The organism is Streptomyces sp. NPDC021749, from assembly GCF_040640655.1.
Lineage (GTDB): Bacteria > Actinomycetota > Actinomycetes > Streptomycetales > Streptomycetaceae > Streptomyces.
Genome location: NZ_JBFACE010000013.1, coordinates 173,819 through 200,146, shown reverse-complemented (window position 1 = coordinate 200,146; position 26,328 = coordinate 173,819). Strand labels below are relative to the sequence as shown.

Here is a 26,328-nt window from a genome sequence, read left to right as displayed (position 1 = left end):
TCCGGGCATAGAGTGCTGTCGCGAGGGTGTCCAGGTCTGTCTTCACACACTGACATTGGACGCCCTCGTCCTATATCCGCAGGCCATCCCTTGGACTCATTCATCTAGTGCCTTCGCTGCCCTGCTGCCGGAGCAACTGGCGCTGGTACGCGCGGCGTTGACGGCCTCGTACGACCTGGTCGAGCGGGTGGCGGCGGCCGGCCGGCCGCTCGTCCGCGCGCTGCTCACCCTGCAGGAACTCCGGGCGGGCACGGTGGAACGGAAGGGCGCGGCCCTGCTCGGCGGTGGCACCCGGCCGCCGCTCGTCGCCGCGCTCGGCGTCCTCGCCCGCGAATACCGGGCGGCGCGGAGCCGGCGGCTTCCCGCACGGGTCTGAAACCGGCCGCCGTCCGGGCGCCGGCTACCGCAGCAGCCACTTCCCGGTCATCCCCATCACCTCCGCACGGCTGCGCGGGCCGTGGTCCGCGGCGATGAAGTGGTCTCCCGGTCGGGCAGCCCGGGAACCGCGGCGACCGACACCAGCGCGACCAGCCCGGCGGCCACCGCGACCGGGCCGTACCCCACCTGCGCCACGAGCCACACGCCCAGCGGCAGACCGCACAGCGACGGCACCGCCGAGACGACGCCGACCAGCTCCAGCCCCTCCCCGCGGCGCGCGGCCGGTATGAGCGAGGCGGTCAGCGCACCGCCCGCGACGACGGCCGCCGCGAACCCCAGCCCGCGGAGGAAGCAGATGACGACGATCCCCGCCATTCCCCCCGACACCGGCAGCACCAGCGCGGGCGCCCCGAGGAGGAACAGTCCGCCGCCCAGCACCACCCGGTACCCGAAGCGGCCCACGAGGCGGGGAGTGGCCACCTCGCCCACGACGGTGGCCAGCATCAGCGCCCCGGTGGCCACGCCCGGCGCCCCGCCGCCCCCACCGGACGCCTCGGCGTACCGCGGGACGACCGGCAACAGCAGGAAGAAGCTCGTGGAGGCACCGATCATGCTCACGAAGCGCAGCAGCAGCGCGCGGGTCACCAGCCGCGGCCGCGCACCGGCCGGGGGCTTGGGGCAACGGGGGTCCATCGAGGTGGTCATGAGGCGACGCTAAATTTCCGGTGGACCGCGGGTAAGCTCCAATTCCGTGTCGCCACAGTGGTCCGGTCTCTCGCCCGATCTCCTGATAGCCGTCGACCGGAACAGCGGCGAACCGCTGTGCTCCCAGGTGGAACGCCAACTACGGGACGCCATCCGCACCGGCCGGCTCCAGGTCGGGGAACGGCTGCCCTCCTCCCGTCAACTCGCCCGCGAGGCCGGGCTGTCCCGCGGTCTGGTGCAGGACTGCTACGCCCAGCTCCAGGCCGAGGGCTACCTCGTGACCCGGGTCGGCTCCGCCACCACCGTCGCCGCCCCCACCGCCCCTCCCCGAACCCCCGTGCCTGCTGGCCGACTTCCGTTGGGGGGTCCCCGACCTCCGGTCCTTCCCCCTCGGCGAGTGGCTGTGGGCGATGCGCGAGGCCGGCCGCACCCTGCCCACCGCCGACCTCGACTACGGGGACCCGCGCGGCAGCACCGTCCTCCGCGAGGTCCTCGCGGCCTACCTGCGCCGGGTACGGGCCGGCGCGGCCACCCCCGAACGCCTCGTGGTCTGCTCCGGCTACGCCCAGGGCCTCGACCTGGCCCTGCGCGCCCTGGCCCGGGCCGGGATCCGTACCGTCGCCCACGAGGACCCCGGCTCGCCGGCCACCTTCACCGCCGCCGCGGCGTCGGCCGGACTGTCGGCGGTGCCCGTACCGGTGGACGAGCGGGGCATCGACGTCGCGGCACTGGCCGCCACCGACGCCCGGGCCGTCGTCGTCACGCCCGCCCACCAGTGGCCGACCGGAGTGGTCCTCGCCCCCGAGCGGCGACTGGCCCTGCTCGACTGGGCGGAGCGCCGGAACGGCTTCGTCATCGAGGACGACTACGACGCGGAATTCCGCTACGACCGGGAGCCGGTCGGGTCGTTGCAGGGACTCGCCGCCGACCGCGTGCTGGCCATCGGCAGCGTCAGCAAGTCCCTCGCCCCGGCGCTGCGCCTCGGCTGGCTGCTCTGCCCGCCCGCCCTGGCCGCACCCGTCACCGAGTTCAAGCGCCTGGCCGACCGCGGCTCCCCCACTCTCGACCAGCTGGCCCTGGCGAAGCTGATCGAGTCCGGCCGGTACGACCGGCAACTGCGCCGGATGCGAACGGTCTACGCGGCCCGCCGGGACGTGCTGGTGGCGGCACTGGCCGCCCATGCCCCCGGTGTCAAGGTGACCGGCCTGGCGGCCGGCTTCCACGCGGTCGCCCACCACCCGGCACCGATGAAAGGGCCGTGACAGCCGCCGCCCGCACCAGGTCCGTCGGCCTGCACGGCATGAGCGCCTGCCGCTCGACCGGCGCCACCGCGCCCGCCCAACTCGTCCTGGGCTTCGGCGACCTCGGCGAGCGGGCGATCACGGCCGGGATCGCCGCGATCGGGGAGCTGCTGAGCGGCCAGGACCGAGGGCTTCGAGCAGGAGGACTTCCTGCCCCGCCGACGGCCGACCCGCACTCTTCCTGATCAGACCGCCTGGAACGGGGCAGTCTGATACGTGACCGCATCGGTAGCATTGCCGGGCGGCGAAGATCGCGAGCGGGGTTCGGGGGCCGGCTCGCGCGGACCGGACCGGGGCGGTGTCGTCCCGGTAAGTCGTGAGAAGGGACTGAGGATTGCGTACCACCGAGGCAGCAGCACGGGAGCGCATCGCGGCGGCGCTGCGCACGGAGGCCGACGACATCGCCGACCGCTGGGTACAGTTGCAGCTGGCTCGGGCGGCCTCGGCGGACGGGGTCGGAGAGAGCGCACTGCGCGAGGAGGCCGACGCCCTGCTCGGCGCCCTGCTCGACGGACTGGAGGGCGACCTCCCGGTGGAGCGGGTCTTCACCGGTCACCAGGCGCTGCGGCAGGCGGTCTACGACCTCTCGCTGCGCCGGGCCCGCAACGGCGTGAGCCCCACCATCACCGCACTGGCGGTGATGGCGCTGAAGGAGGCGCTGCTGGAGGCCGTACAGCGACAGAACCGGGACGGCGACGAGCTGTTCGCCGCGTCCCTGCTCGTGAACCGCTTGCTGGACACCGCCGGCGCGATGTCCTTCGAGACCTACGTCGACGGCCGCGAGGAGATCATCCGCAGACAGAGCCGGCAACTGCTCGAAGTCTCCACGCCCGTGGTGCGGTTGTGGCGCCAGGTGCTCGCCGTCCCCCTGATCGGCACCCTGGACACCGCCCGCACCCAGGTCGTGATGGAGAACCTCCTGGAAGCCATCCAGGAGCACGAGGCGCTGGTCGCGATCATCGACATCACCGGCGTGCCCACGGTGGACACGGCCGTGGCCCAGCACCTGATGCAGACCGTCAACGCGGTACGGCTGATGGGCTCCGACTGCGTGATCAGCGGCATCCGGCCGCCGATCGCCCAGACCATCGCCCAGCTCGGCATCGACCTGTCCACCATCCTCACCCGCGCCACCCTCGCCGACGCACTGGCCGCCGCGATCCAGCTCACCGACGCCGCGCCGGCCCTGACCGCACCCGGGACGGAACGATGAGCAGCCCGCCCGTCGCCGGAGTGCCGATCCTGCGCCTGGGGGACGTCCTGGTCACCGGGCTCCTCAACGAGCTCGACGACGAGGCCGCCGTACGCTTCACCAGCGAGCTCACCGAGCGGATCGCCGCCGAAGGGGCCCGCGGAGCGCTGATCGACATCTCCCGGCTGGAGATCATCGACTCCTTCGTCGCCCGCACCCTGATGGAACTCACCACCACCGCACGCCTGTTGGGCGCCCGGGTGATCGTGGCCGGCATGCGCCCGCCGGTGGCCATCACGCTCGCCGAACTGGGCCTGCAACTGACCGGGGTGGAAACCGCGCTCAACGCGGAACAGGGCATGGCGGCCCTCGGCTGGCACCAGAGCCCGGAGCCACCAGGGGAGGCACGCCGTGACCGGCACCGGTGAGCCCAGGGGCGCGACCGTGCTCGGTGACGAGGTGCGCCGCGCGGCCAACGGCGAGGCCGTCGCCCGGTCCGCCACGTACGCCGTGCGCAGCGAGCAGGACCTGCTGACGGTCCGTCATGCCGTGCGGGCGGCCACCCGCCGGGCCGGCTTCAGCATCGTCGACCAGACCAGGGTCGTCACCGCCGCCAGCGAACTCGCCCGCAACGCCTACGTCCACGGCGGCGGAGGAACCCTCACCATCGACTACCCGACCCGCCGGGACGCGGTCGGCCTGCGGCTCACCGTCACCGACGACGGCCCCGGCATCGACGACGTCCCCACCGCGCTCGCCGACGGCTACACCACCGGCTCCGGCCTCGGTCACGGCCTCGGCGGCGCCCGGCGGTTGATGGACGAGTTCGACATCCGCACCGAAGTGGGCGGCGGGACGACCGTGACGGCCACGCGGTGGGCCGTACGATGACCGCCCCGCCGCCCACGGCGTGCGTCCCCATCGACCACTACAGCGCCGTCCACCTCGCCGCGGAGACCGCCCGCGCGCTGGCCCGGAACGGCGGGCTGCCCGCACCCCTGCCCGACCAGGCCGCCGTCCTCGCCTCCGAGCTGGGCAGCAACCTCGCCAAACACGCGGTGAACGGTGCCCTGTACGTGCAGCGGACCCCGCTCGGCGACGGCGTGGAGATCCTCGCCGCCGACCGCGGACCGGGCATGCCCGAGCTCGGGCGGTGCCTGACCGACGGCTACACCACCACCGACAGCCTCGGCGCGGGCCTGGGCGCGGTCGGCCGGATCGCCACCACCTTCACGATCCGCAGCGCCGCCTCCGACGGGACGTTCGCCTGCGCCCGGCTCACCCCGTCCGCACGCCTCGCCACCGACCTGCACGGACTCGGGGCGGTCTGCCTCCCGGCCGCCGGCGAACAGCTCAGCGGTGACGCCTGCGCCGTCGCCGACGGACCGGACGCCCGCACCGCACTCGTCGTCGACGGCCTGGGCCACGGCCCGCAGGCCGCCGAGGCCGCACAGCTCGCGGTGCGCACCTTCCGACGCGACCCGCACGCCCCGCTGCCCGACATCCTGCACACCCTCCACCGCGCCCTGCGCCACACCCGCGGCGCCGCCGCCGGACTGCTGCGGCTGCACCCGGACCGCGCCGAGTACTGCGGGGTCGGCAACGTCCGCGCCCTGGTGGTCACCCCGGACGGCATCCACCACCAGCTCACCGGGCAGCCCGGCGTGGCCGGCCTGAACCTCCCCCGCGCCCACCCGCGCGAGCTGCCCATGGAGGACGGTGCCACGGCCGTGCTCCACACCGACGGCCTCGACCACCGCTGGACCCGCACCCCGCCGCCGTTCCTGCTGCGCCTGCCGCCGCCCCTGCTCGTCACCGCCCTGGCCCACGGCCACCGCCGCACCAGGGACGACGCGACCGTCCTTGCCGCCGACCGCTACCAGAGACCCTTGTGACCCCACGCGTACTGCACACCCTCCCGGCGCTCCAGCAGGCCGTCCGCGGGCTGGCGGAATCCAGCGCGCTGCCCGTCGAGACCCGGGCCCGTCTGGTGCTCGCCGTGAGCGAGTCGGCCGGTGCCGCGCTCGACGCCGGCCAGGCGGTGACCCTGGAGGTCACCCGCGAGAACGGCCGCGGCCGGCGCGCCGCACCCGCGCTCGTCCTCACCCTCCGCACCCCGGGCACCACCCGCCCGCCGCGCACCGGGCACTCCCCGCTGCCGGCCCGCACCGGCCCCGACGGGTCACTGACCTGGCGCGTCCCGCTCACCGAGCCCGGCGGCGGCCAGGAACCGCACCGCCCGCCCGGCGCCGCGGACACCGGAACGACCGAGACCGCCGCGCTGGAGGAGGAACTGCGGGCCGCCCTGGCCCGGGTGGACGCCCTGGTGGCCGAGAAACGCCGGCTGACCGAGGAACTGGAGGAGACCAACACGGGGGTGCTGGCCCTCTACGTCCAGCTCGAAGAGCGCGACGAGCGGCTCCGCAAGGCCCACGGCCAGACCCTGCGCGAACTTGAGGACGCCCTGCGGCCGCCACCGCTCACCCTCGACGGCCTGGAACTCGCCGTCCACTACGCACCGGCCGGCACCGACGCCCCCACCGGCGGCGACCTCTACGACTGGTTCCTGCTGCCGGACGGCACCGTGCACATCACCATCGTCGACGCCCTCGGCCACGGCGTGCGCAGCACCCGCAGCGCGCTCAACGTCACCCACGCGGTCCGCACCCTGGCACTCGAAGGCCACCCGCTGGAATCGATCGTGGCGCGGACCCACGAGATCTTCACCCCCTTCGACCCCGACCTGATGGCCACGGTCCTGCTCGCCCGGCTCCACCCCGCCACCGGCGAACTGCACCTGGCCAACGGCAGCCACCCGCCGGCGCTGGTGGTCCGCGCCGACGGGACCGCGGAATTCCTGGAGGTACGAGGCCGCGGCGTGGGCTTCCCGCTGCCCGGCAGCGAACGGCTGCTGCACACCCGGCTGGACGAGCAGGACCTGCTCGTGCTCTACACCGACGGCCTCACCGAGAGCCGCCGGAACCCGCTGGAGGGCGAACAACGGCTGATCGAGAGCGTCTTACGGCACCGGAACCGCCCGATAAGGGAGATCCCCGGTGCCCTCGCGGAGGACATGCACGCGGTCATCCTGCACTCCGACGACACCCTCGCCCTGACCCTCCGCCGGACCCCGCAGCCGGGGTAGGGCAAACGCCCGACCGCGCAGCCGGGGTAGGGGAGACGCCCCGGCGCTCACCGGTCCCGGCGGCGGCACGGCATCAGCGCGTGCACCGTCTTGCCCTGGTCCGTCAGGCACACCGACGTGGCGATCGCGAGTCGCTGGACCATCGGCCAGCCGAAACCCCCGGTGTCACCGTCGACATCGGGCACCCGCCCCACAGGCGGCTCGCAGGACGCATCGGTCACGCCCACCGCGAGCGCATCGCCGCAGACGGCCAGCCGCAGCGAGAACGAGGAACCGGTCGCGTGCCGTAGGGAGTTGGTGACGAGCTCGCAGACCACGAGCACCACCGCGTCGGCGGCGCCGTCGTCCACCGGCGGCCGCAGGCCCGCCAGGAACCTGCGGGTGATGTCGCGCGCGGTGGCGGCCGCCCTGGGGCGCCTGGCCATCGTCGTCACCTGCGCCGACGGCAGGGGAGCCGACGGCGTCATGCCGTGGTGCCGGGCCGTGGTGCTGCTCAACAGGATCACCTCGTTCGTGTCGTCCTTGAGACGGGCCCCCGGGCCGCCACATCGTCCTCCGCGCACGCCTCCGGTCCGCCGGCCATCGACCGCCGCCATCCCGTGTGCCGTACACGGAGAGTCACTCCTCTCCTGCGTCCGTCGCAGCGAAGGCCAAGGCGACGGCCCTGACCTGCTCTTCCGTCAGCCTCTTCGAGTGCAGATCCTTCCTACCCTGGTCACCCTGCGTTAATCCGCCCGTTGGTGACGGATCGTCGGATTCCACGGACACCGGAACCAACCGCCTTGCGCACCTTGCGGGCTGCCACCTCACCAGAGTTTGTCGATCGTGCCGGGATACAGCGCGAGACGGGCCTGCCGGAACGCGGCACGATGCTGCCGCGCCCCGGCGGAGAAGAAGTCGGCCATGGTGACCTTGTCGAAGGGCGGGCTGTCGCTGGGCAGGGGGCACTGCGGAGTGCCGCCGATGAGGTGGGTGCCGGGCAGCAGCTGCCAGCCCGCGCTCCGGTAGAAGGGCTCCAGCGGCCGGTCGCAGGTGAACACGCCCAGATCCAGGCCGGACTCGGCCATGGCGGTACGGGCGGCGGCCACCAGCCGTCGGCCGTGTCCCCTGCCGCGCGCGGTGGGCCGGGTCACGACGGTGCTCAGCCCGGCCGCGCGGTAGCGCCGGCCCGCGTGCACCAGCGGCTTGGACAGCACGTCCAGCGCCGCCACCACGGTGCCGCCGTCGTCGACGAGCAGCATCGAGCGGGGGTGCAGCGCCGGATCATGGGTCAGCGCGGTGCCCGGGCCGGGGGAGGGTTCGGCCGGCGGCCATGCCTGGTGCTGGAGGTACAGGACCTGCGCACGCAGCGAGGCGGGGGTGTCCGCTTCCGGGAAGGAGAGGATCTGCATGCGGTGATCGTGCCGGTCCGCACTCCGCACCGGAAGCGCGTTTCGGCGCGGCGGGCCGCTCAGGCCCCCAGGCAGTCGACGAACGACACCCGCCCGCCCGCGCCCTTGATGAAGTCCTGGGTGCTGTGGTTGCGCAGCAGGCACATGTCGTAGCGGGCCTTGGGGCCGCCGTCGCCGTCCTCCACGTAGAAATGCTGCCCGGACAGCTGGCACGAGTCGTAGCGCACCAACGGGCCCCGGGGGCCGATGCGGTAGCGGTGCGGGCGGGTGGTCTCCGCGAACGGCTTGAAGGCGTGTGCGGTGTCGTCGCAGTCGTTGAAGTGCACCGTGCCGCTGTCCCAGGCGCAGTCGATCACGACGGTGTCCGGGCTGCGCACCTCGAAGCGGATGTCCTCGGCGTGGAAGCGCTGGACGGAGTCGTGGTGCGGGCCGCGCGGGAAGCGGAAGAAGGTGCTGGTCCGCCCGTAGTCGGGGGAGTTGCCGGGGCGACGGCCGGTGATGATGTACGAGCCGCCGCGGCAGGTGACCGAGCCCCCGTAGGGGAACTCCAGGAAGTTCCCCCAGGAGTACTCGACCTTCATGTCGGTGAACCAGTAGTTGAGGAACTGGTCCTGCTGCGACCGGTCCGGCGACTTCTGCGACAGTCCCGAGTAGAGGAACGCCTTGCGGTAGGCGCCGCCCACCCGGCATGCCTCCCAGCGCATCTCGGAGTTGGTGTTGGTGCCGTCGAGGGCGAGCCCGTAGGTCCACTCCCCGGTCCACTCGCAGTCGGAGAAGCGGTAGTCCTGGGCCTGGCCGGTCGAGAACGAATAGAAGAACGAGGCACCGGGCGTGCCGGAGCGGAAGGCGATGTCCTCGAACTTCACGTTCGCCCAGCTGTCCTCGTTGCGGCACAGATAGGCGTCCTCGGACCGGGACGGCGCGAAGACCAGCTGCGTCATCCGCTTCCCGGCCCCGCGGAACCGCAGGCCGTTCGCCTTGAGCTTGCCGGGCGGGGCGTTGAGCAGCGCGTGCGGCGCCCTGATGAGGTACGTCCCGGCCGGAATGTCGATCACGGTACGGCCGATGTGGTCCCAGACCCGGCCGGCCGCATACGCGTAGGCACGGGCGAACGCCCGGCTGTCGTCGGTCCGGCCGTCCCCCTTGGCGCCGCAGTCCGCCACCACGTCGATGACGTCCTTTCCCTTCGGCTTGCTGCCCGAGACCAGCGGCCCCTGCGGTGCGTCGTCGGACGGTTCCCCCGAGGGCGCGGAGTCGCAGCCGGCCAGGGCGGCCGCCAGCGCGGCGGCCGTACCCGCCAGAACCGTCCGGCGGCCGACGCCACCGTTTGACGGAGAGGTCCTGCCTGCCATGATGTGCTCCTCCGGGGGGTCCATTTCTTCAAGTGGGGGGACATGAGTCAGTTCGGATATGCGCTCAGGGAACTGTCGGCGGCCCAGAAGTCCGCGAAGGGGGTGTCCCTGTATTCGCGCCATGTGAACCGGCCGGCCGGCCGGATACTGGCCGCGGCGGGCTATCACCTGAAACTCACGCCCAATCAGGTCACGCTCATCAGCGCCGCCGTGACCTTTGCCGGAGTGGCGATGATCGCGGCGCTCCCGCCCTCGCCCGCCGCGGCGCTCGGCATCGTCGCGGCACTGGTGCTGGGTTTTGCGCTGGATTCTGCCGACGGCCAGCTCGCGCGGCTGACCGGGACCGGCAGCGCCGCGGGGGAGTGGCTGGACCATGTGGTCGACTGCGCGAAAATGCTCGCCGTCCACATGGCCGTACTCATCGCCTTCTACCGTCACTTCGGATTCTCCGACCCGGTGTTGCTGCTGCTGCCGGTGGCCTTCCAATTCGCCGCGGTGATGGTCTTTTTCGGCGGAATCCTCACCGACCAGCTCAAGCGCGCAGAGCGGTTGCGGAACGGCGCGGACCGGCCGGCCGCGGCACCGGTGTCCACCCTGCGCGCGGTGGCCCTGCTTCCCGTCGACTACGGCGTCTTCTGCGCGGCGTTCCTGCTCTTCGGCAGCCGTGACCTGTTCGTCGCGGTCTACTGCGCGCTGCTCGTCGCTCATCTCCTCTTCATGGTGGCCTTCCTGGTGAAGTGGTACCGGGAACTGTCCGGGCCCGTCCGCTGACGGGCCGGGACGACGCGGTGGGGCATTCCCGGAAGGACTCCGGGGAATGCCCCACCGCACTTCGGTCGGTCTCCCTCACGCCGAATTCGCCAGCCCGTCGAGCGCCTTGCGCAGCAGCGTGCTCGACGTGTGCACGGTGTAGGGGAAATAGACCACCTCGACACCGACCGCCGCGAAATCCCGTTCGAGCTTGTCGCCCTTGCTCGTTCCGCGCCAGTCGTCGCCCTTGAAGAGGACGTCGAAGCGGACCTGCTGCCAGGTCACCAATTTGTCCGGCACCGTTTCCACGAATGCCGCGTCCACGAACCGGACACTGCGCACGATCTCCAGCCGCTCGGTGAGCGGAATGACCGGGGCCGTACCCTTGGCCTGTTCGGCCATTTCGTCCGAGACGACCCCGGCCACGAGATAGTCGCACTGGCTCTTCGCATGCCGGAGAATGTTCAGATGCCCTATGTGGAACAAGTCGTAGACCCCGGGTGCGTACCCCACGCGGTGTGTCATGTGCTCCCCACTCGGCGAACGGTCAGTTCTTGGCGGTGACGTTGACCGGGCCGTTGCGGCCCGAGACGTTGGTGCCGTCGGTGACCTCCAGCGAGTAACGGTGCGCCGAACCGGGCTCCACGGTGTCCGTGAAGCTCATGTCCGGCCGGTTCCAGTAGCGCGAGTCCTTGGTGAGCGAGGTCAGATGGACCCCGTCCCGGTAGAGCTTGTACGTCAGCACGCCGTTGTCCCGGTCCCAGGAGGCCTTCCAGGTCAGCGTGATCTTCCCGCGCGCCGGGCTCGACCCGCTCATCAGCGGCACCTGGGGCGCACCGGTGTCCGGCGCCGCCGCGAACCGGGTCAGGCCCTGCTGCGGTGCGTCGTTGACGGTGGTGAACTCGCCGCCGGCCCACAGGATCCCGTCCGCCATGGTCAGCGCCCGCGGGCCGATCTGCTCGCCGATCCCGTCGTTGGTGTCCGGGAACCACGGCAGGATCGTCTTGTCCGCGATCGACTGGGCGAGGAAGTGCTGACGGTTGCCGATGTCCGGGAACCCGCCCGGGGTGTCGGAGCAGTTGTGCGCGTGCGAGCCGCTGTAGAGGACACCGTTGTACGGCAGCACGGCCTGGGTGGCGCCCAGACAGGTGTCCTTCCAGATCTGGCCGCCGTCCGACAGCCGGCCGGCGATCCGCCCGTCGAAGACACCGCCGCCGGTGCCCTCGGCGCCCAGGTAGAAGTTGGTGCCGTCGTTGACGAGCGTCTTGACCGCCGACCTGTTGGGGATCCAGCCGGTGAAGGTGTTGACGACCTTGCCGGTGGTCGCATCGAGCCCGGCCAGCGCGTGCACGCTCAGCAGACTGCCGTTCACCGAGGTGAACCGGCCGCCGATGATGACCTTGTTGAGCTTCGGGGCGACCGTGATCGCGTTCACCCCGGGTGTCGGGTCGTTCGGGATCGAGGAGCCCCGGATGGTCGCCTTGAACGGCAGCAGCGCACCCGTCGGACGCAGTGCGGCGACCCGCTCACGGGTCTGCCCCTGGACGGTGCTGAACTGGCCGCCGATGTACACCGCGTCGTCGGTGACGTCGATGGCGCGTACGGTCGAGCTGACCGTGGGCTTCCAGTCCGCGCCGATCGTGCAGTCGGCGGTGTTGAGCGCGGCCGTGTTGGAGCGTCCGACCGGGCCGGCCTTGCCGAACGAGCCGCCGATGTAGATCAGCGAACCGTCGGGCGAGGCCTTCATGGCCCGAATCGTGTTCTCCCCGCCGCTGAACGCCGGGGCGCACGCGAGCGGTTGGCCGGTTTTGGCGTCGAAGGCCGCGAAGTTCTTCCGGGCCAGCTCACCGCTGCCCGGGGCCGCACCGGGCGGCCGGATGTGATCGAACCGGCCGCCCACGTAGACGATGCCCTTGGCGTACGCCAGGGACCACACGATGCCGTCGGTCTGCCAGGTGCTCAGCGGATCGGCGGTCAGCGTGGCCTCTCCGTTGGCCTGGGCGGGGCCGGCGGCGAGCGCCGTCGAGGCGGTGCCGAGCACCGCGGCCGCGAGGAAAAGATGGACGGGTCTGCTTCGTTGGCGCACAGGTCCCCCCTGGAAGCATGGCGCGAGCAAGAAATGTTGTCGGGACAGGACGCGCGAACGAGTTGATTTCCGTGTGGAATTGCGACAAGCGTTCACCGTGAGTTTTCCGAACCGCGCTTGCGCAGCGCGCCGAAGAACTCCCCTACCCCCAGCGGCAAACGATAGCGCCAGACCAGCGCGCCGAACGCCCCGATTGCCAAAACCATTGCGAAAAGCGCACCGATCACGCCGTCACCCCAGAGCGCCCGCATGCCGAACGCCCCGCACGACACCGCCCCGAGGCCGGTCAGTGCCGCCAGGAGATAGCCCCGGTCCACGGTGCGGAACCCCAGCCGACGGCGGACCAGCAGCGCCGAGGCCACGTTGTCCACGACGATCGCCAGCCCCCAGGACACCGCAGCGCCCAGCACCCCGTACCGCGGCACCAACCACACCCCGCTGCCCACCTGCACCACGAACGCGGATCCCGCCACCGCCAGGTTCCCGACGCTCCGCCCGGCCATCAGCAGCGCGGTCTGGGCATTGCCGACCCCGACGTTGACCATGGCGGCCACCGCCAGCGCCACCAGCCCCGGCGCGCCGTCCGCGAAGCCGGCCCCGAACACCGACAGCACGGTGCGCGGAAAGGCCGCGAGCAGCACGAACACCGGCCAGGAGAACAGCGCGATCCACCGCGTCGACAGCCGGTGCAGCCGCTGCGCCCCGCCCGGGTCACCGCCCGCCAGCAGCCGGCTGATCTGCGGCGCCACCGCCAGCCGGACCGCCAGCTGCAACAGCGTCCCGGCGGTGATCAGCCGCCCGATCGCCGTGTAGATGCCGGCCTGCGCGCTCGTGCCCAGCACCGACAGCAGGATCACCCCGATCCACACCGCGGCGATGTCGAACAGCGACGACACCGCACGCGGCCCCGCGAACGCCCAGAACTCCCGGGCCCGCGGCGGCGGCCCGCCGGTACCCGGATGCGTACGCAGGGACCGCCGCAGCGAGATCCCGGCCGCCACCGCGCCCAGCACCCCGGGCAGCAGCCAGGCCGCCCAGACCCCGGTCACGCTCGGCGCCCACAGCACCAGCGGTACCGCCAGGACCACCCGCAGCACCGGTTTGCCGATCTGCTCCACGCCCACGAACGGCACCACCGACCCGTACCCCCGGGTCGCACCGAGCAGCACCAGCGCCACCGTCGTCACCGGCAGGAACACCGCACACAGCTGTAACAGGGAGTCGGCCTGCCCCGGGTCCAGTTCGGGCAGCAACCGCCCGGCGAGCCCGGGGGAGCACAGCAGCGCCGCCGCCCCGGCCCCGCTCACCACCACCGCCGGCAGTACCGCGGTCCGCAGCAGCCCCGGCACCCCGGCCCCACCGGTCAGCTCCAGGTCCCGGGAGACGAAGCGGACCAGGGCGGTGTCGGCCCCCAGCTTCAGGGCGTTGCTCAGGATCGTGAAGGCCGCGACCGCGGTGAAGACCGCCCCGGCCCCGCGGGCCCCGAGCCCCTGCGTGACGACGGCCACGAGCAGGAACCCGAACACCGCGTTCGCCGCCGAACCGGCCAGCGCGAACAGACTCCCGCGCGCCGTCGTCCGCACACCCGCCCCCGGAACTGCCGCTCCTGGTACAGCGTTCGTCCTCGACCCCCGGCCCGGGCCCGCCGGGCGGACGTCGGTCACCCGTGCAGCGGACGGGCATCGGCGGACGCACCGTCCGACCCCACCGGGCCGGTGCGCGGCGCCGGCGGGCCGGTCCGGACGGACGGTGCCACCACGGTCGTCCGCGGGTGGTTCCGGCCCCGCTTGCCGCGGGTCGGGCCGCCGTCCGTCAGCCGGCGCAGCGACGGGCCGCGGCGTCCCTTGTCCAGCACGGCGCCCAGTATGTGCCCACCCGCGCCCGTGATGAGCTCCCACACCCGGTCCAGATCGTCCCGGCGCACCTCGTTGAGGTCACAGACCACCACCACTCCGGCGCCCTGCTTCGCGACGGCCAGCCCGTCCGCGTGCGAGAGCAGCGGTCCGGTCACCACCACGACCCGCTCGTCGGGGCCCGACGGCGCGTTGAGCAACCGCGCGAACTGGGGCGAGGACAACACCCGGGCGGGGTTGGGTACTTCACGTCCGGGCAGCAGCTCGAACCGGCCGTCCACCCCCGCCTCCACCGCGAGCCGTTCGCCCTCCGCCCAGCTCCCCGGCACCGGCCGGCCGTGGCCGGGCCGCAGCGGCAGCCGCTGGGCGAGTCGCGGCGTCCGCAGATCCGCCTCCACCAGCAGGATGTCGTTGCCGATCTCGGCGAACGCGCCGGCCAGGTTCACCGCGACCGACACCGCCTCCGCGTTCTCCCGCGGGGAAACGATCAGCAGACTGCCCGTACCGGAGAACCGCAGGTCGTGCATGAGACGGAAGGCGATGGTGCGATAGGCCTCCGCCCGGTTGCCGTGGCCGGACCGGCCCACCTCCAGCACCTGCTCACCGCCCCGCCGCCGCGGCAGGATGCCCAGTACCGGAGCCCGCAGATTGTCCTGCACGTCCGCCACCGACCGGACCCGCGGTTCCAGCACCGAACGGACCCACGCCGCCAGGATCCCCAGCACCAGCCCGGCCACCGCACCGGCGAGCAGCAGCACCGCAAGCCCGGGGCTGGACGGGAAGGCCGGCGGATCGCCCTTGCGCACGATGTCGCCGGGAGTTGTGTCCAGCGACTTCAGACTGGAGATCCGCCCCTGCAGATCCGCGATCTGCGACACCAGGTCCCTGCGCTCGGACTCGTCGGCGGCCCGCCCCGCACCGCCGCTCGCGTCCGCGATCCGCCGGTCCAGCACCTTGCGCTGCGCCATGAGCGGCTTCAGTTCGTCCCCGAGCTTGCCGACCGTGGTCTTGATCCGCTGCGCCGCCGCATCCTGACGGTATGTCAGGTATGCCTGCACGAACGCATTGACCAGCGAGGACGCCCGGTCCGCCGAATCCGCGCTGTACTCGAACAGCAGGGTCTGGGTCTCGGGCGGATTGCTCACCCGCAGATCGCGCTGCAGAACGGCCGGGTCCGTGCGTTCCCCCAGGGCCTTGGCCGCACCGGCCGCCACGGAGGCGCTCTGCGCGATCTGCCGCTCGGTGCCCATGCTGATCTGCTTGTCCGCCGAGATCCCGCCGGCCTCGAAGGGCGCGGTGCTGATCGCATGCACCACCACCTCGCCCGTCGCCGTATAGGTCGGCCCGGCGAGCACGAACACCGCACCGCCGCCGAGCAGGCCCAGTATCAGGCCGAGCAGGATGAACGCCCGGTACCGGAAGAGCTGGCGCAACTGGTCACGGATCTGGTCCGGCTCCTCCGCGGGCTCGTCGAAGACGCTCACGTACGTGTTCCTCCTGTGCATAGCGACGGTGCGGTGCGGCCCGCCGGAGCCACCGGCTCCGGCGCGGCCGCGGGCGGGGACGGGCGCCCCGGTTTGCGGGTGATCAGCAGCGGGATGCACACCAGCAGCGCGAGCGGTCCGACGATCGCCATGAGGCTGCCGCGCAGCAGCACCAGCTGGTAGAAGCCGAACGCCGGGACCAGCAGCGCCGCGAGCGTGCCCCGGTGGCGCCGCAGCCGGTGCCGCAGCTCGTCGATCCGCCGCCCCACCGCGCCGATCAGCCCGAAGACCGCGACGACCGAGGGGAATCCGGCCCACATGTACGACTCGATCCACAGCGGCGCGGAGAGGTTCTCGAAGGAGTACCCCGCGTGCCGGGCGAGCAGGATGCCCGCGTCGTCCGGCTTGCCGGGCCAGACGGCGCGCGGCACGAAGAACAGCGGCGGCCCGAGCGCGGCCGTCGGCGTGAAGCCATGGGTACGGACGTAGTCCACACCCGTCTCGATCTGCTGGAACGCGTCGTAGTCCCCGTTGGACGTGAACTGCTCGGCGAGCGAGACGATCCGGACCGGCTCCCGCTTGTCGTAACGGAAGTAGTCGCTGTACGGGAACACCACCAGCACCACGGCCGCCACCGCCGCCGCACCGACCCGGAACGCCCGCGGCCCGCGCAGCCACGACGCGCCGAAGACCAGCGCAAGCAGCACCGTCCCGGCCCAGAACCGCGGCTGGCTGATGGGATTGTTGACGATCACGTTGACCGCGGCCAGCAGCGGCAGCAGCAGCCAGCGCAGCCCGCGCAGAATCCGGTCGCCGGCCCGGAACCGCGGCACGTGCACCAGCGCCACCAGCGCCCAGAACGCCGGCACCGACAGCAGCCAGGCCGCCATCGCCCGGTCCGCCGACCCCGCCGGCTCGGCGAGCGCCGCCGCCTCGTTGGCCGCCTGCCGGCTGAGGAAGAACGCCGACAGCCCGCCCTGCTGCGGGATCAGCACCACCGCCAGCAGCAGCGCCGCCCCGCACAGCAGCAGCACCCGGCCGGGCGCCAGCCGCCGCGCGAGCACCGGTTCCAGGACCGCGGAACTCCGGCCGGCCCGCCACGCCGCCACCGCCGACCCGGCGCTGTACGCCACAAGTCCCGTCTCCACCAGCGCGGTGGAGACGAACGCGGCGTGCGCATCGACCACGAACCCGCGCGGATATGCGTCCGTGGCGAGCATCGCCAGCGGCGCGAGCCCCAGCCACACGTACGAGAACAGCCAGAAGCCGAACGCGATCAGCCGGGCCCGGACGTCCGTCAGCACCCGCGCCAGCGCCGCACCGGTGTGCACCACGACGATGCACTGGACGGCGAGCGCGGCCCCGAACCGGGCGTCCAGCGACCGCAGCACCAGCAGCGGCAGCAACACCATCAGCAGCAACGCCCAGCAGCCCAGCGCGGCCACCGCACGCCCGGGCCCGCCGGCCGTCCGACGCCCCGCCCTCACGGGCCCACCTCCCCCAACTCCCCTGCAGCGGGGCACAATCTAAGCGACATCGGCTGACAAGGGCGGCTTCGGGACACAATCGCAACCCAATTCACAGTCCAGTACGCCATGACCGCTTCTACGATGACCCGCACAGCCTGAGGGGGGCATTCGTGGAAGATTCGTTCGACGGCCGGCGCGTGCTGGTCGTCTCGACCAACTACGCACCCGAGCACACCGGCATAGGGCCGTACTCGACACAAGTGGCCGAGCACCTCGCGGCGTCCGGGGCCGACACCCACGTCCTCGCCGGCCTGCCGCACTACCCGTCCTGGCGGGTGGCGGAGGGCTACCGGGGCCGCTGGCGGATGCGGGAGCACCGCGGCGGGGTGACCGTGCACCGCCGGCGGCACACCGTCCCGGCCCGGCAGACCGCCGCCCGCCGGGCGCTGTTCGAGGCGAGCATCCTGGCGCACGGCGTGCTGGCGCCACCGCCCGTCCGGCCCGATGTGGTGCTCACCCAGATGCCCACCCTGGCCGGGGGAGTGCTGGGCGGCCGGCTGGCCCGGCGGGCCGGGGTGCCGCACGTCGTGGTCGTCCAGGACCTGATGGGCGCCGCCGCCGAGCAGAGCGGCATCCAGGGCGGGGGCCGGGCCGCGGCCCTGGCCGGAGCCGTGGAGGCCCGCATCCTGCGCGGCGCCGCCGTGGTCGGGGTGGTGCACGAGTCGTTCGTCGCGCGGGTCACCGCGATGGGCGTGCCCCGCGAGCGGATCCACGTGGTGCCCAACTGGACGCACGTCACGGGCCCGCGCGGCGACCGGGAGCGGACCCGGGAGCGGCTGGGCTGGGCGGCCGACGAGACCGTGCTGCTGCACGCCGGCAACATGGGCCTCAAACAGGGGCTGGAGGTCCTGGTCGAGACGGCCCGGCTCGCCGACAGCGAAAGCGCCCCGGTACGGATCGTGCTCATGGGCGACGGCAACCAGCGCGCCGCCCTGCAACGGCTGGGCGCCGGCGTCCGGGCGCTGTCCTTCCTCCCGCCGGCCGACGCCGAGGAGTTCCCCGAGGTGCTCGCGGCCGCCGATGTGCTCGCCGTGACACAGAAGGCCTCCGTGCTCGACATGAGCCTGCCGTCCAAGCTGACCTCGTACTTCATGACCGGCCGGCCGGTGATCGCCTCGGTGGCGGCCGAGGGCGGCACCGCCCAGGAGGTCCTCCGCTCGGGCGCCGGCACCGTCATCGCACCGGAGGACCCCACGGCGCTGCTGGCCGAGGTCCGCGCGCTCGCCGACGACCCCGCACGGGCCACCCGGCTGGGCGCCCGCGGCCCCCGGTACGTCGAGGAACAGCTCAGCAGCCGGGCCGGACTGGCGCGGATCACCGCCCTGCTGCGGCTGGCCACCGACGGCCGTTAGGCGCGGGTCCATGAGGTACGGGCGGCGGGGCCGGGGCCCCGCCGCCACCCGGCTCATCCGCCTCCCGTAAGGCACCGGTAGTGCTCCTCCAGCCGGTCGGCCACCGCCGCGAGCGAGAACTCCTCGTCCAGCGCCGCCAGTCCGGCCCGCACCACCCGCTCGCGCAGCGCCTCGTCCTCCAGCAGCCGGAGCACCGCATCGGCCAGCTGCTCCGGTGAACCGTCGGTCACCAGGGCCGCCCCGCGGCGCCGGAGCGTGCCCGCGATGCCGCAGCGGTCCGTGCAGACCACCGGCGTGCCGACCGCCAGGGCCTCCAGCACGCTCATCGGGAAGGGTTCCTCGACGCTCGGCAGCACGTACACCGTGGCGGCCGCGGTCCGCCGCACCGCGGCCCCGTGGTCCAGCGCCCCGCCGTACGTCACCACCTCGCCGAGCCCCTCCTCGGCGATCAGCCGCCGGACCGCGTCGAGCCGTCCCTCGTCCGCGCCGTACACCGGGAACGTCACCTCGGGATGCTTGCGGTGCACCAGCGCCGCCATCCGCACGAACACCTCGGGCCGTTTACGGGCCTGCAGCCGGGCCAGGAACAGCACCTCGGCCGGCACCCGCACCGTCGCCTCGGTCGCCCCGGACCGCACCCCGTTGTGCAGCCTGACCAGCCGCGGCCCGCGCGGCCCCAGCACCCGCCGCAGCCCGGCCTCCTCCTCGTCCGTGAGCACCAGCGCCGCGGCCGCCCGGCGCAGCAGCGGCACATAGACCCGGTCGAAGAGCCGGGCGACCGCCGACGACCGCGGCTGCACCATGCCGTGCGTCTGCACCACGAACGGCCGGCGGCGCAGTACGGCGACGGCGAGCGCGGCCAGCGACACCAGATCGCGGCCGGCGTGCAGATGCAGGGCGGCGGACCGGCCCGCGGCGCGCCACAGCAGCGGCAGCAGCCCGGGGTGGAACAGCCCGAGGAACCCCTGCCCCGGGACGAGCGTGCGCGCGGTGCGGGCCCGCAGCGGCACCCCGTCCACGGTGCGCGGCGGGCCGCCCCGGCCGCGCCACAGCGCGATCAGCTCGACCTCGTGGCCGCGCGCGGCCAGTTCGGCGAGCTGCCCGGTGGCCACGCTCACCGGCCCGCCGTACGCCCCGTCGTCGCTCACCAGGGTCACGACATGACTGATCCTCACCGGGCACCCCCGGTGGTGTGCACGGACCCCGCGGGCACGTCCCGGTGGGCGACCGCGCCGGCACCGACCACCGCGCCCGCACCGACGGTCACCCCGCGCAGCACCATGGCCCGGGCGGCCACCCACGCGCCGGGCTCCAGACGGATCGGCCCGTTGTCGAACTCGAAGGTGGGGGAGCGCCGTTGATGGCTTCCGGTACAGAGCACGGCGCCCTGGGACACACAGACGTCATGGCCGATCGTGATCGGCTCCAGAGTGATCAGCCAGGCGTCCTCGCCCACCCAGACGTCGTCGCCGATGGTGAGCTTCCACGGCCACTGCACCCGCACCCGGTGCCGGATCAGCACCCGGTCACCGATCCGCGCGCCGAACGCCCGCAGCACCGCGGGGCGCAGCCGCGGCGGGAACCACCACTTGACGAAGAACAGGTTGAGCACGGCGAACCAGGCGGCCTGGGTCAGCAGTCCGCGGCCCTTGTCGTAGCCGGCGCCGGTGAAGCCGCGCAGCCGGCGGGCGGTGGCGGGAGCGGTCATCGGTCCACCCGCACCCGGTGGCCGGAGAGTTCGTCCTCCAGCTGGCGTATGTCGGACTCGACCATGATCCGCGCCAGTTCGTCGTACTGCACCTTCGGCGCCCAGTCCAGCAGCCGCTTCGCCTTGGACGCATCACCGATCAGCGCGTCCACCTCGCTGGGGCGCTCGTATTTCGGGTCGAAGCGGACGCTGCGCTCCCAGTCCAGCCCCACGCAGTCGAACGCGGCGTGCAGGAAGTCCCGTACGGTCGCGGGCACCCCGGTCGCCACCACGTAGTCGTCGGGCTCGTCCCGCTGGAGCATCAGCCACATGGCCTCCACGTACTCGGGTGCGTAGCCCCAGTCGCGGACCGCGTCGAGATTGCCGAGATAGAGGTGCTGTTGCAGACCCGCCCGGATCCGGGCCACCGCGCGGGTGATCTTCCGGGTGACGAAGGTCTCGCCGCGCCGGGGGCTCTCGTGGTTGAAAAGGATGCCGTTGACCCCGAACAGTCCGTACGCCTCACGGTAGTTGACCGTCGACCAGTAGGCCATGACCTTGGCGCAGCCATAGGGGCTGCGGGGGTGGAAGGGCGTCGACTCGTTCTGCGGCGGCGGGGTGGCGCCGAACATCTCCGACGACGACGCCTGGTACAGCCGGGTCCGGACGCCGCTGGCGCGGATGGCCTCCAGCAGCCGCAGCGCGCCCAGGCCGGTGACGTCGCCGGTGTACAGCGGGGCGTCGAAGGAGACCCGGACATGGGACTGCGCGCCGAGGTTGTAGACCTCGTCCGGCTGGACGTCGCGCAGCAGGTTCACCAGCGACACTCCGTCGGACAGGTCGACGTGGTGCAGCAGCAGCCGGCGCCCCGGGGTGTGCGGGTCCTGGTAGATGTGGTCTATGCGCTCGGTGTTGAAGCTCGACGAGCGTCTCATCAGGCCGTGCACCTCATAGCCCTTGCTCAACAGCAATTCCGCGAGATACGACCCGTCCTGGCCGGTGATACCGGTGATCACGGCAGTCTTGGGCATGGCTTCCCCCCACGAGAAACGTTGTGGTTATTTCCTGAAATGGCCGGTGGGCGTATGGGATCCACTGCCACAATCCGGGCCATGGATGACTTGCTGCCCCCGCCCGCCCGGGTCTTCGTCGCCGGCCACCGGGGCCTGGTCGGCTCCGCCGTGGTCCGGCGACTGTCCGCCCGGGGCTACGACGTACTGACCCGCCCCCGCACCGAACTCGATCTGCGCGACGCCGCCGCCACCGCGGACTGGCTGCGCACCTCCCGGCCCGACGCCGTCGTTCTGGCGGCCGCCAAGGTCGGTGGAATCATGGCCAACAGCACCCGGCCGGTGCAGTTCCTGGAGGACAACCTGAGCATCCAGCTCAGCGTCATCGCAGGCGCCCACCAGGCCGGCGTGGGCCGGCTGCTGTTCCTCGGGTCGAGCTGTATCTACCCCAAGCACGCACCCCAGCCCATCACCGAGGACGCCCTGCTCAGCGGGCCGCTGGAGCCCACCAACGAGGCGTACGCGATAGCCAAGATCGCCGGCCTGGTCCAGATCCGCTCCTACCGCCGGCAGTACGGCGCCTCCTTCATCTCCGCCATGCCGACCAACCTCTACGGTCCCGGCGACAACTTCGACCTGGAGACCTCGCACGTCCTGCCCGCACTGATCCGCCGCTTCCACGAGGCGAAGGAGCAGGCCCTGCCCGAGGTCACCCTCTGGGGCACCGGCACTCCCCGGCGCGAGTTCCTGCACGTCGACGACCTGGCCGCGGCCTGCGAGCTGCTGTTGCGCCGCCACGACGGCGAGGACCCGGTCAACGTCGGCTGCGGCGAGGACCTCACCATCGCCGAACTCGCCTCCTGCGTCGCCTCCGTCGTGGGCTACCAGGGAGAGATCTCCTTCGACCCCTCCCGCCCCGACGGCACCCCGCGCAAGCTCCTCGACATCAGCACGATGCGCGCCCTGGGATGGTCGCCGTCCATCCCGCTCGCCGACGGCATCGCCCAGACCTACGCGGCCTGGCGGGCGCAGCCGGCCGCGGTGTGAGCATGCCGGACCCCGGGTGTGCGACCGGCCGGCGCTCCTGCGAGCGCCCGCACCGGCCGCACACCCGGGCCGGCCGGAGCGCTCAGTACGCACCGCGGCCGTCCAGCACCGCGCGGACCGTACGCGCCAGCACGCCGATGTCCCGGCCGTAGGACCAGTTGTCCACGTAACTCAGGTCCAGCCGGACGGTCTCGTCCCAGGAGAGGTCGGATCTCCCGCTGACCTGCCACAGGCCGGTCAGCCCCGGCTTGACGGACAGCCGGCGCAGCTCCGTCCCGTCGTACCGCTCGACCTCCTCGGGCAGCGGCGGGCGCGGACCCACCAGCGACATATGGCCGGCCAGGACGTTGAAGAGCTGGGGCAGTTCGTCCAGCGAGAGCCGGCGCAGCACCCGGCCGACCCGGGTCACCCGGGGGTCCCGCCGGATCTTGAACATCGCTCCGTCGTGCTCGTTCGCCGACTCCAGCGCGGCACGCATCCGGTCTGCGGTCGCCACCATCGTGCGGAACTTCCACATCCGGAACGGTCGCAGATCGCGGCCGACCCGGATCTGCCAGTAGAAGACCGGGCCGGCCGAGGTGAGCCGGATCGCCGCCGCCACCACGGCGAACAGCGGCGCGAGCAGCACCAGCAACAGCAGCGCGCCCAACCGGTCCGTGGTCTGCTTCAGCAGTACCGGCAGCCCCCGCCGCGCCGCCGGGTCTATGTGCATCACCGTCAGGCCCCCGGCCTTCGTCAGCCGGACCCGGTGCCGGGAAACATCGATCAGCCCCGGAAGTATGGCCAGATCCCGTCCCTCGTCGTGCAACGCCCAGGCCAGCCGACGCACCCGCGCGGCGGACATCCGGCGGCCGGGCGCCACGAAGACCAGATCGGCGTTGAGTTCGGCGGCACAGCGCAGTACGGTCTCGCCGTCCTGCGCGCCGTCCGGCCCGTCCCCGTCGAAGGTGAGCCGGGCCGGCACCGGCAGCGCCGAGTCCGTGTCCTCCTCGCCGACCAGGCAGCCACCGACGACCACGTACTCGTGGTCCGTGCGGTGCGCCAGCTCCTCCAGCACCAGATCGACGGCGCCCGGTTCCCCGACGAGGAGCACCCGGCGCAGCGCCTGGGCGCGGCGGCGCACCCGCTGCAGATAGCGGTGCACGAGCTTGCGGCGCAGCACGGCCAGCGCCAGCCCTGGCACCAGGGCGAGCACACAGATCTCGGTGGAGACGTCGAGCCGCGCCGCGACACAGGTGACGGCCAGCACGCCCAGGACCGTCAGCCAGTCCCGGACCAGCGGCAGCACCGCACCGCTGCCGCCCAACTCATCCCTGGAGTAACGATTCTTTGCCGCTCCTACGGCCAGCCAGGCGGCGCCGGCGAGCACCGCGAGGAACAGCGGATGCGGTTGCCGGGTCGCGGCACAGACGGCCCCCACCGGCACCAGCGCGCCGAGAAGATCGGTGGCCAACGCCATCTGTAAGAGCCGCTGTTCGGTGGATCGGTGCCTGCCTTCCTCGCGCCCTTCCGGCGTGCGCTCCAGCTTGGCTGTCCCGGCGGATGACGCGATCACCCGTGATCCGGCAGCTTCGAACAACCCCATGGCCCCCCACTTGGTCGTCCCCTCACGTCCCGTGCGGTCGGACCCCCCGGTACTCGACCGCCTCCGTGTCGGAGGTGAACGCTAGAGCACGGTGCGCCCGACTGCTGAGGTTTACCTATTTTGAGTGTTCTTGTGCCTCGTTGTTTACAAGCGCGTGCAGGCATGCTCCACTTCCGGCCCTTGCGGAAGCAAGAGACGCAGAGGCCCCGGGGGTGTGATCCAGCCCCGGGGCTCACGTGTCTATCGCGTCAGATGCTCAGTGCCGGTGACACACCAGGTGCGTCCGGTGCCAGGTCCGGGTCCAGTAGCCGTGGTAGAAGCGGCCGAACCGGTCCCGGTGGGCCGGGTGCCAGACCCGGACCCAGCGGCCGTGGACGACGCGGCAGTGGCCGCGGTCGACGTGCCTGGACGCCGTGTGGTCGCCGTGGTGCGGCGTCGTGGCCGAGGCGGAACCCACCGAGGAGAGGGCCATGCCCCCGGTGAGGGCAACGGTGGCGGCGCCCAGTGCGAAGGCGCGCTTGAATCCGTCAATCATTGAGGATCATGCCTTTCTGCATTGCCATGCTGCGAGCTGCCCGGCTCTGACCGGGCAGCAAGGAGAATGCACCCGCGGGACGGCATGTGCCGGGTCAACACCGAGGGCTTTACCGAATGCAGACATAAGGCAAAAGAGGCGGATAATCCGACCGGAGTGCCGAGGGGGTGAGGTGTTACTGCAGCCCCGTCTGTGACTTACTGAAGAGCACGCCCTCGGAATAGAAGAACACCGCGTTGCTGCTGCCGTCGGCGCCGTAACACGTCCATGTCACGGGGTAGTTGTCGGCCCGGCCGGTCTTGTTCTCCTGCTGGCAGGTACTCGCGTAGCGCAGCAGCGTCTGCACTTTGCTGCCTGCCTTGATCTCGTTGAATTCGGCGAGGGTCAGCGGGTCGCTGGCGATGGCCATGCCTTCGTAGGCTCCGGCGGCCACGAGGAGGCCGAGCGTGCAGAGGCCGGCTATCGCGCTCTTCTTCACGGGTGGGATCGTCCTTGTGCGGCGGTGGTGACGACAGGTGTGCGCAAGGAGCGTAGCCGTCCCGGTCGGGTCCCCGACACCGTCCGGCGAGGTGCATCACAACCGGTGTCCTCCGGGGCCCGGGCGCCGTAGCGTGGGTGGGTCGCCAGAAAGCCGGCCATATTCTGCACGACGCGGGTAGACGCAAGAGTGTCCGAAGATCGGCCCGGTTCGTAGGGAGGGGAGAAAGGTGACCCAGGCAGCGTCCCACCTACCGGCCACAGCTGCGCAGGCGCGTGATCGCGTCAGCGACCTCTTGAAGGCCCATCCCGGCCCCGTGGAGGCGATGAAGTTCACCGATGCCCTGCTGATCACGTCCGAGCTGGTCACCAACGCCCAGCGCCACACAGCGGGGCTGCTCGCCTTCACCGCGCACCTCGCCGGCAACCGCCTCGCGCTCCTCGTCGAGGACGCCAGCCCGCACCACCCCGTGACGGCCTCCCGCCACGGGCCGGGGGACATCGGCGGCTACGGCTGGCCCATGGTGTGCCAACTCGCGACCACCGTCTCCATCGTTCCCACGGCCCGCGGCAAGGCCATCAGCGTCACACTTGACCTGACATGAGGGGACATGCCCTGGCTTGTGGGGCCTTATGAGGCCTTGTGAGACCCGGCCTGATCTCATCCGACTCAAGCCGGCTCCGCTTGAAGTGGCATGAGTCTGAAGTGGCATGAGTCGGGCTGAGTTGGCCTGAGTTGGGCGGATGCGGAGAAGGGGGAGGATCTCCCCCAGGCGCAGGACCTCCCTCAGGCTCAGGCTCAGGCCCGCCCGGACTGCGGGATCCGTTCGAGCAGCCCGCGCAGATCGTCCGCGTGCTCCTCCTCCTGTGCCAGCAGGTCCTCGAAGACGCGCCGGGTGGTCGGATCACCGTCGCCCAGCCACTGGGCGATCTCGGTGTACGCGGCGATGGCCACCCGTTCGGCCACCAGGTCCTCCTTGATCATCTCCACCAGATCGGCGCTCGCGTCATAACCCGCGTGCGCCCGCTTCGTCAGCGTGTCCGGGTGAAAATCGGGCTTCCCGCCGAGCTGCACGATGCGCCGGGCAATCTTGTCGGCGTGCTCCTGTTCCTGCGTGGCATGTTCCAGGAACTCCGCGGCGACCGGATCCGAATAGATCCCGGAAGCCGTGTAGTAATGCCGCTTGTACCGCAGCGTGCACACGATTTCGGTGGCCAGTGCCTCGTTCAGCACCTGAAGTACGCGCTCCAGATCGGCGCCGTACGCATCGGTCACCGGGCCCTTTTCGATTTCCTGGCGGGCCCGCTCGCGGATGGTTTTGATGTCGATAAGGAAATCACCCATGACTTTTCTCCCTTTCTGCTGGTCTACTTCCGCAGATCGTATTCCGCTGAGTGCCCATTTCGGGCGAGGAGGCGCGCATTTCGGGGATGGGGACGCATTTCGGGTGCGGGGACGCGGTCGGCCC

At 72.0% G+C, this 26,328-nt stretch carries 27 protein-coding genes and 2 pseudogenes; 13 read left to right on the top strand and 16 right to left on the bottom strand.

Annotated elements, in window-relative coordinates; all coding sequences use genetic code 11:
- Positions 1-376: pseudogene (locus AB0G35_RS16045) on the top strand (hypothetical protein); the annotation flags it as partial.
- 56 nt (positions 377-432) lie between these two features.
- On the opposite strand, the gene AB0G35_RS16040 reads toward AB0G35_RS16045, so the two are convergent.
- Positions 433-1,083 carry an MFS transporter gene (locus AB0G35_RS16040; RefSeq protein WP_360948937.1) on the bottom strand — a complete coding sequence of 217 codons (651 nt, stop codon included), beginning with the start codon at positions 1,081-1,083 and terminating at the stop codon, positions 433-435.
- 46 nt (positions 1,084-1,129) lie between these two features.
- Between AB0G35_RS16040 and AB0G35_RS16035 the strand changes: the two are divergent.
- The 8 genes and pseudogenes from AB0G35_RS16035 to AB0G35_RS16000 form a co-directional block, all read left to right on the top strand.
- Positions 1,130-1,378: pseudogene (locus AB0G35_RS16035) on the top strand (GntR family transcriptional regulator); the annotation flags it as partial.
- Positions 1,379-1,493: 115 nt separating this feature from the next.
- The gene (locus tag AB0G35_RS16030) at positions 1,494-2,345 is read left to right on the top strand and encodes a PLP-dependent aminotransferase family protein (RefSeq protein ID WP_360948935.1); all 852 of its coding nucleotides are present in this window, start codon (positions 1,494-1,496) and stop codon (positions 2,343-2,345) included.
- Positions 2,342-2,569 carry a hypothetical protein gene (locus tag AB0G35_RS16025; RefSeq protein WP_360948957.1) on the top strand — a complete coding sequence of 76 codons (228 nt, stop codon included), beginning with the start codon at positions 2,342-2,344 and terminating at the stop codon, positions 2,567-2,569. Before AB0G35_RS16030 ends, AB0G35_RS16025 begins: the two co-directional genes overlap by 4 nt.
- A gap of 149 nt (positions 2,570-2,718) precedes the next feature.
- Positions 2,719-3,597 (top strand): STAS domain-containing protein, encoded by an 879-nt coding sequence (locus tag AB0G35_RS16020; protein WP_360948933.1) that lies wholly within the window; start codon positions 2,719-2,721, stop codon positions 3,595-3,597.
- Positions 3,594-4,004, top strand: a complete 411-nt coding sequence (locus AB0G35_RS16015; protein ID WP_360948931.1) for an STAS domain-containing protein — start codon at positions 3,594-3,596, stop codon at positions 4,002-4,004. The genes AB0G35_RS16020 and AB0G35_RS16015 overlap by 4 nt, the downstream gene beginning before the upstream one ends.
- A gap of 31 nt (positions 4,005-4,035) precedes the next feature.
- Positions 4,036-4,467: an ATP-binding protein gene (locus tag AB0G35_RS16010; protein ID WP_360948955.1), complete on the top strand. Its 432-nt coding sequence runs from the start codon at positions 4,036-4,038 to the stop codon at positions 4,465-4,467.
- Positions 4,464-5,471 carry a SpoIIE family protein phosphatase gene (locus AB0G35_RS16005; protein WP_360948929.1) on the top strand — a complete coding sequence of 336 codons (1,008 nt, stop codon included), beginning with the start codon at positions 4,464-4,466 and terminating at the stop codon, positions 5,469-5,471. The genes AB0G35_RS16010 and AB0G35_RS16005 overlap by 4 nt, the downstream gene beginning before the upstream one ends.
- Entirely contained in the window at positions 5,468-6,721 is a 1,254-nt protein-coding gene (locus AB0G35_RS16000; protein ID WP_360948927.1) for a SpoIIE family protein phosphatase, read from the top strand. The genes AB0G35_RS16005 and AB0G35_RS16000 overlap by 4 nt, the downstream gene beginning before the upstream one ends.
- Before the next feature lie 47 nt (positions 6,722-6,768).
- Here AB0G35_RS16000 and AB0G35_RS15995 read toward each other — a convergent pair whose 3' ends face one another.
- The 3 genes from AB0G35_RS15995 to AB0G35_RS15985 all read right to left on the bottom strand — a co-directional run bounded on the left by AB0G35_RS15995 (position 6,769) and on the right by AB0G35_RS15985 (position 9,464).
- Positions 6,769-7,218: an ATP-binding protein gene (locus AB0G35_RS15995; protein WP_360948925.1), complete on the bottom strand. Its 450-nt coding sequence runs from the start codon at positions 7,216-7,218 to the stop codon at positions 6,769-6,771.
- Between the two features lie 309 nt (positions 7,219-7,527).
- Positions 7,528-8,112 (bottom strand): GNAT family N-acetyltransferase, encoded by a 585-nt coding sequence (locus AB0G35_RS15990; RefSeq protein ID WP_360948923.1) that lies wholly within the window; start codon positions 8,110-8,112, stop codon positions 7,528-7,530.
- Positions 8,113-8,171: 59 nt separating this feature from the next.
- Complete coding sequence (locus tag AB0G35_RS15985) at positions 8,172-9,464, bottom strand: glycosyl hydrolase family 28-related protein (RefSeq protein WP_360948921.1); 1,293 nt, start codon at positions 9,462-9,464, stop codon at positions 8,172-8,174.
- Between the two features lie 42 nt (positions 9,465-9,506).
- On the opposite strand from AB0G35_RS15985, the gene AB0G35_RS15980 reads away from it, so the two are divergent.
- The gene (locus AB0G35_RS15980; RefSeq protein WP_360948919.1) at positions 9,507-10,235 is read left to right on the top strand and encodes a CDP-alcohol phosphatidyltransferase family protein; all 729 of its coding nucleotides are present in this window, start codon (positions 9,507-9,509) and stop codon (positions 10,233-10,235) included.
- Between the two features lie 75 nt (positions 10,236-10,310).
- Here AB0G35_RS15980 and AB0G35_RS15975 read toward each other — a convergent pair whose 3' ends face one another.
- The 5 genes from AB0G35_RS15975 to AB0G35_RS15955 all read right to left on the bottom strand — a co-directional run bounded on the left by AB0G35_RS15975 (position 10,311) and on the right by AB0G35_RS15955 (position 17,124).
- The gene (locus AB0G35_RS15975) at positions 10,311-10,739 is read right to left on the bottom strand and encodes an adenylyltransferase/cytidyltransferase family protein (RefSeq protein ID WP_360948917.1); all 429 of its coding nucleotides are present in this window, start codon (positions 10,737-10,739) and stop codon (positions 10,311-10,313) included.
- A 22-nt stretch (positions 10,740-10,761) separates the two neighbouring features.
- Positions 10,762-12,300: a fibronectin type III domain-containing protein gene (locus tag AB0G35_RS15970; RefSeq protein ID WP_360948915.1), complete on the bottom strand. Its 1,539-nt coding sequence runs from the start codon at positions 12,298-12,300 to the stop codon at positions 10,762-10,764.
- A 92-nt stretch (positions 12,301-12,392) separates the two neighbouring features.
- A complete protein-coding gene (locus tag AB0G35_RS15965; protein WP_360948913.1) occupies positions 12,393-13,883 on the bottom strand; it encodes an oligosaccharide flippase family protein in 1,491 nt (496 codons plus the stop codon).
- Positions 13,884-13,960: 77 nt separating this feature from the next.
- A complete protein-coding gene (locus AB0G35_RS15960; RefSeq protein WP_360948911.1) occupies positions 13,961-15,637 on the bottom strand; it encodes a lipopolysaccharide biosynthesis protein in 1,677 nt (558 codons plus the stop codon).
- A complete protein-coding gene (locus AB0G35_RS15955; protein ID WP_360948909.1) occupies positions 15,634-17,124 on the bottom strand; it encodes a hypothetical protein in 1,491 nt (496 codons plus the stop codon). Before AB0G35_RS15955 ends, AB0G35_RS15960 begins: the two co-directional genes overlap by 4 nt.
- Positions 17,125-17,276: 152 nt before the next feature.
- Between AB0G35_RS15955 and AB0G35_RS15950 the strand changes: the two genes are divergently transcribed.
- Positions 17,277-18,518: a glycosyltransferase gene (locus tag AB0G35_RS15950; protein ID WP_360948907.1), complete on the top strand. Its 1,242-nt coding sequence runs from the start codon at positions 17,277-17,279 to the stop codon at positions 18,516-18,518.
- Between the two features lie 53 nt (positions 18,519-18,571).
- On the opposite strand, the gene AB0G35_RS15945 is transcribed toward AB0G35_RS15950, so the two are convergent.
- Genes AB0G35_RS15945 through gmd form a run of 3 tightly spaced genes read right to left on the bottom strand, consistent with a single transcriptional unit; the run spans position 18,572 to position 21,236 of the window.
- Positions 18,572-19,675: a glycosyltransferase gene (locus tag AB0G35_RS15945; RefSeq protein WP_360948905.1), complete on the bottom strand. Its 1,104-nt coding sequence runs from the start codon at positions 19,673-19,675 to the stop codon at positions 18,572-18,574.
- A gap of 14 nt (positions 19,676-19,689) precedes the next feature.
- Positions 19,690-20,226 (bottom strand): DapH/DapD/GlmU-related protein, encoded by a 537-nt coding sequence (locus tag AB0G35_RS15940; RefSeq protein ID WP_360948903.1) that lies wholly within the window; start codon positions 20,224-20,226, stop codon positions 19,690-19,692.
- Positions 20,223-21,236: a GDP-mannose 4,6-dehydratase gene (gmd, locus tag AB0G35_RS15935; RefSeq protein ID WP_360948901.1), complete on the bottom strand. Its 1,014-nt coding sequence runs from the start codon at positions 21,234-21,236 to the stop codon at positions 20,223-20,225. Before gmd ends, AB0G35_RS15940 begins: the two co-directional genes overlap by 4 nt.
- 81 nt (positions 21,237-21,317) lie before the next feature.
- Here gmd and AB0G35_RS15930 point away from each other — a divergent pair, with 81 nt between their 5' ends.
- On the top strand, positions 21,318-22,262 hold the full coding sequence (locus AB0G35_RS15930) for a GDP-L-fucose synthase (protein WP_360948899.1): 945 nt from the start codon (positions 21,318-21,320) through the stop codon (positions 22,260-22,262).
- Positions 22,263-22,344: 82 nt separating this feature from the next.
- Here the strand turns inward: AB0G35_RS15930 and AB0G35_RS15925 are convergent, their stop codons facing one another.
- The 3 genes from AB0G35_RS15925 to AB0G35_RS15915 form a co-directional block, all read right to left on the bottom strand.
- Complete coding sequence (locus AB0G35_RS15925) at positions 22,345-23,721, bottom strand: sugar transferase (RefSeq protein ID WP_360948897.1); 1,377 nt, start codon at positions 23,719-23,721, stop codon at positions 22,345-22,347.
- Between the two features lie 382 nt (positions 23,722-24,103).
- On the bottom strand, positions 24,104-24,382 hold the full coding sequence (locus tag AB0G35_RS15920) for a hypothetical protein (protein ID WP_360948895.1): 279 nt from the start codon (positions 24,380-24,382) through the stop codon (positions 24,104-24,106).
- Positions 24,383-24,557: 175 nt separating this feature from the next.
- Entirely contained in the window at positions 24,558-24,860 is a 303-nt protein-coding gene (locus AB0G35_RS15915) for a hypothetical protein (protein ID WP_360948893.1), read from the bottom strand.
- A gap of 229 nt (positions 24,861-25,089) precedes the next feature.
- On the opposite strand from AB0G35_RS15915, the gene AB0G35_RS15910 reads away from it, so the two are divergent.
- Complete coding sequence (locus AB0G35_RS15910) at positions 25,090-25,464, top strand: ATP-binding protein (RefSeq protein ID WP_360948891.1); 375 nt, start codon at positions 25,090-25,092, stop codon at positions 25,462-25,464.
- Positions 25,465-25,658: 194 nt separating this feature from the next.
- Here the strand turns inward: AB0G35_RS15910 and AB0G35_RS15905 are convergent, their stop codons facing one another.
- Positions 25,659-26,204, bottom strand: a complete 546-nt coding sequence (locus AB0G35_RS15905; protein ID WP_360948889.1) for a ferritin-like domain-containing protein — start codon at positions 26,202-26,204, stop codon at positions 25,659-25,661.
- Between the last annotated feature and the right edge of the window lie 124 nt (positions 26,205-26,328).

Excerpts from the sequence above, each read along its gene's own strand:
- AB0G35_RS16040 (WP_360948937.1), bottom strand. The coding sequence starts at position 1,083 with ATGACCACCTCGATGGACCCCCGTTGCCCCAAGCCCCCGGCCGGTGCG.
- AB0G35_RS16030 (WP_360948935.1), top strand. The coding sequence starts at position 1,494 with ATGCGCGAGGCCGGCCGCACCCTGCCCACCGCCGACCTCGACTACGGG.
- AB0G35_RS16015 (WP_360948931.1), top strand. The coding sequence starts at position 3,594 with ATGAGCAGCCCGCCCGTCGCCGGAGTGCCGATCCTGCGCCTGGGGGAC.
- AB0G35_RS16005 (WP_360948929.1), top strand. The coding sequence starts at position 4,464 with ATGACCGCCCCGCCGCCCACGGCGTGCGTCCCCATCGACCACTACAGC.
- AB0G35_RS15990 (WP_360948923.1), bottom strand. The coding sequence starts at position 8,112 with ATGCAGATCCTCTCCTTCCCGGAAGCGGACACCCCCGCCTCGCTGCGT.
- AB0G35_RS15985 (WP_360948921.1), bottom strand. The coding sequence starts at position 9,464 with ATGGCAGGCAGGACCTCTCCGTCAAACGGTGGCGTCGGCCGCCGGACG.
- AB0G35_RS15980 (WP_360948919.1), top strand. The coding sequence starts at position 9,507 with ATGAGTCAGTTCGGATATGCGCTCAGGGAACTGTCGGCGGCCCAGAAG.
- AB0G35_RS15975 (WP_360948917.1), bottom strand. The coding sequence starts at position 10,739 with ATGACACACCGCGTGGGGTACGCACCCGGGGTCTACGACTTGTTCCAC.
- AB0G35_RS15940 (WP_360948903.1), bottom strand. The coding sequence starts at position 20,226 with ATGACCGCTCCCGCCACCGCCCGCCGGCTGCGCGGCTTCACCGGCGCC.
- gmd (WP_360948901.1), bottom strand. The coding sequence starts at position 21,236 with ATGCCCAAGACTGCCGTGATCACCGGTATCACCGGCCAGGACGGGTCG.
- AB0G35_RS15930 (WP_360948899.1), top strand. The coding sequence starts at position 21,318 with ATGGATGACTTGCTGCCCCCGCCCGCCCGGGTCTTCGTCGCCGGCCAC.
- AB0G35_RS15925 (WP_360948897.1), bottom strand. The coding sequence starts at position 23,721 with ATGGCGTTGGCCACCGATCTTCTCGGCGCGCTGGTGCCGGTGGGGGCC.
- AB0G35_RS15920 (WP_360948895.1), bottom strand. The coding sequence starts at position 24,382 with ATGATTGACGGATTCAAGCGCGCCTTCGCACTGGGCGCCGCCACCGTT.
- AB0G35_RS15905 (WP_360948889.1), bottom strand. The coding sequence starts at position 26,204 with ATGGGTGATTTCCTTATCGACATCAAAACCATCCGCGAGCGGGCCCGC.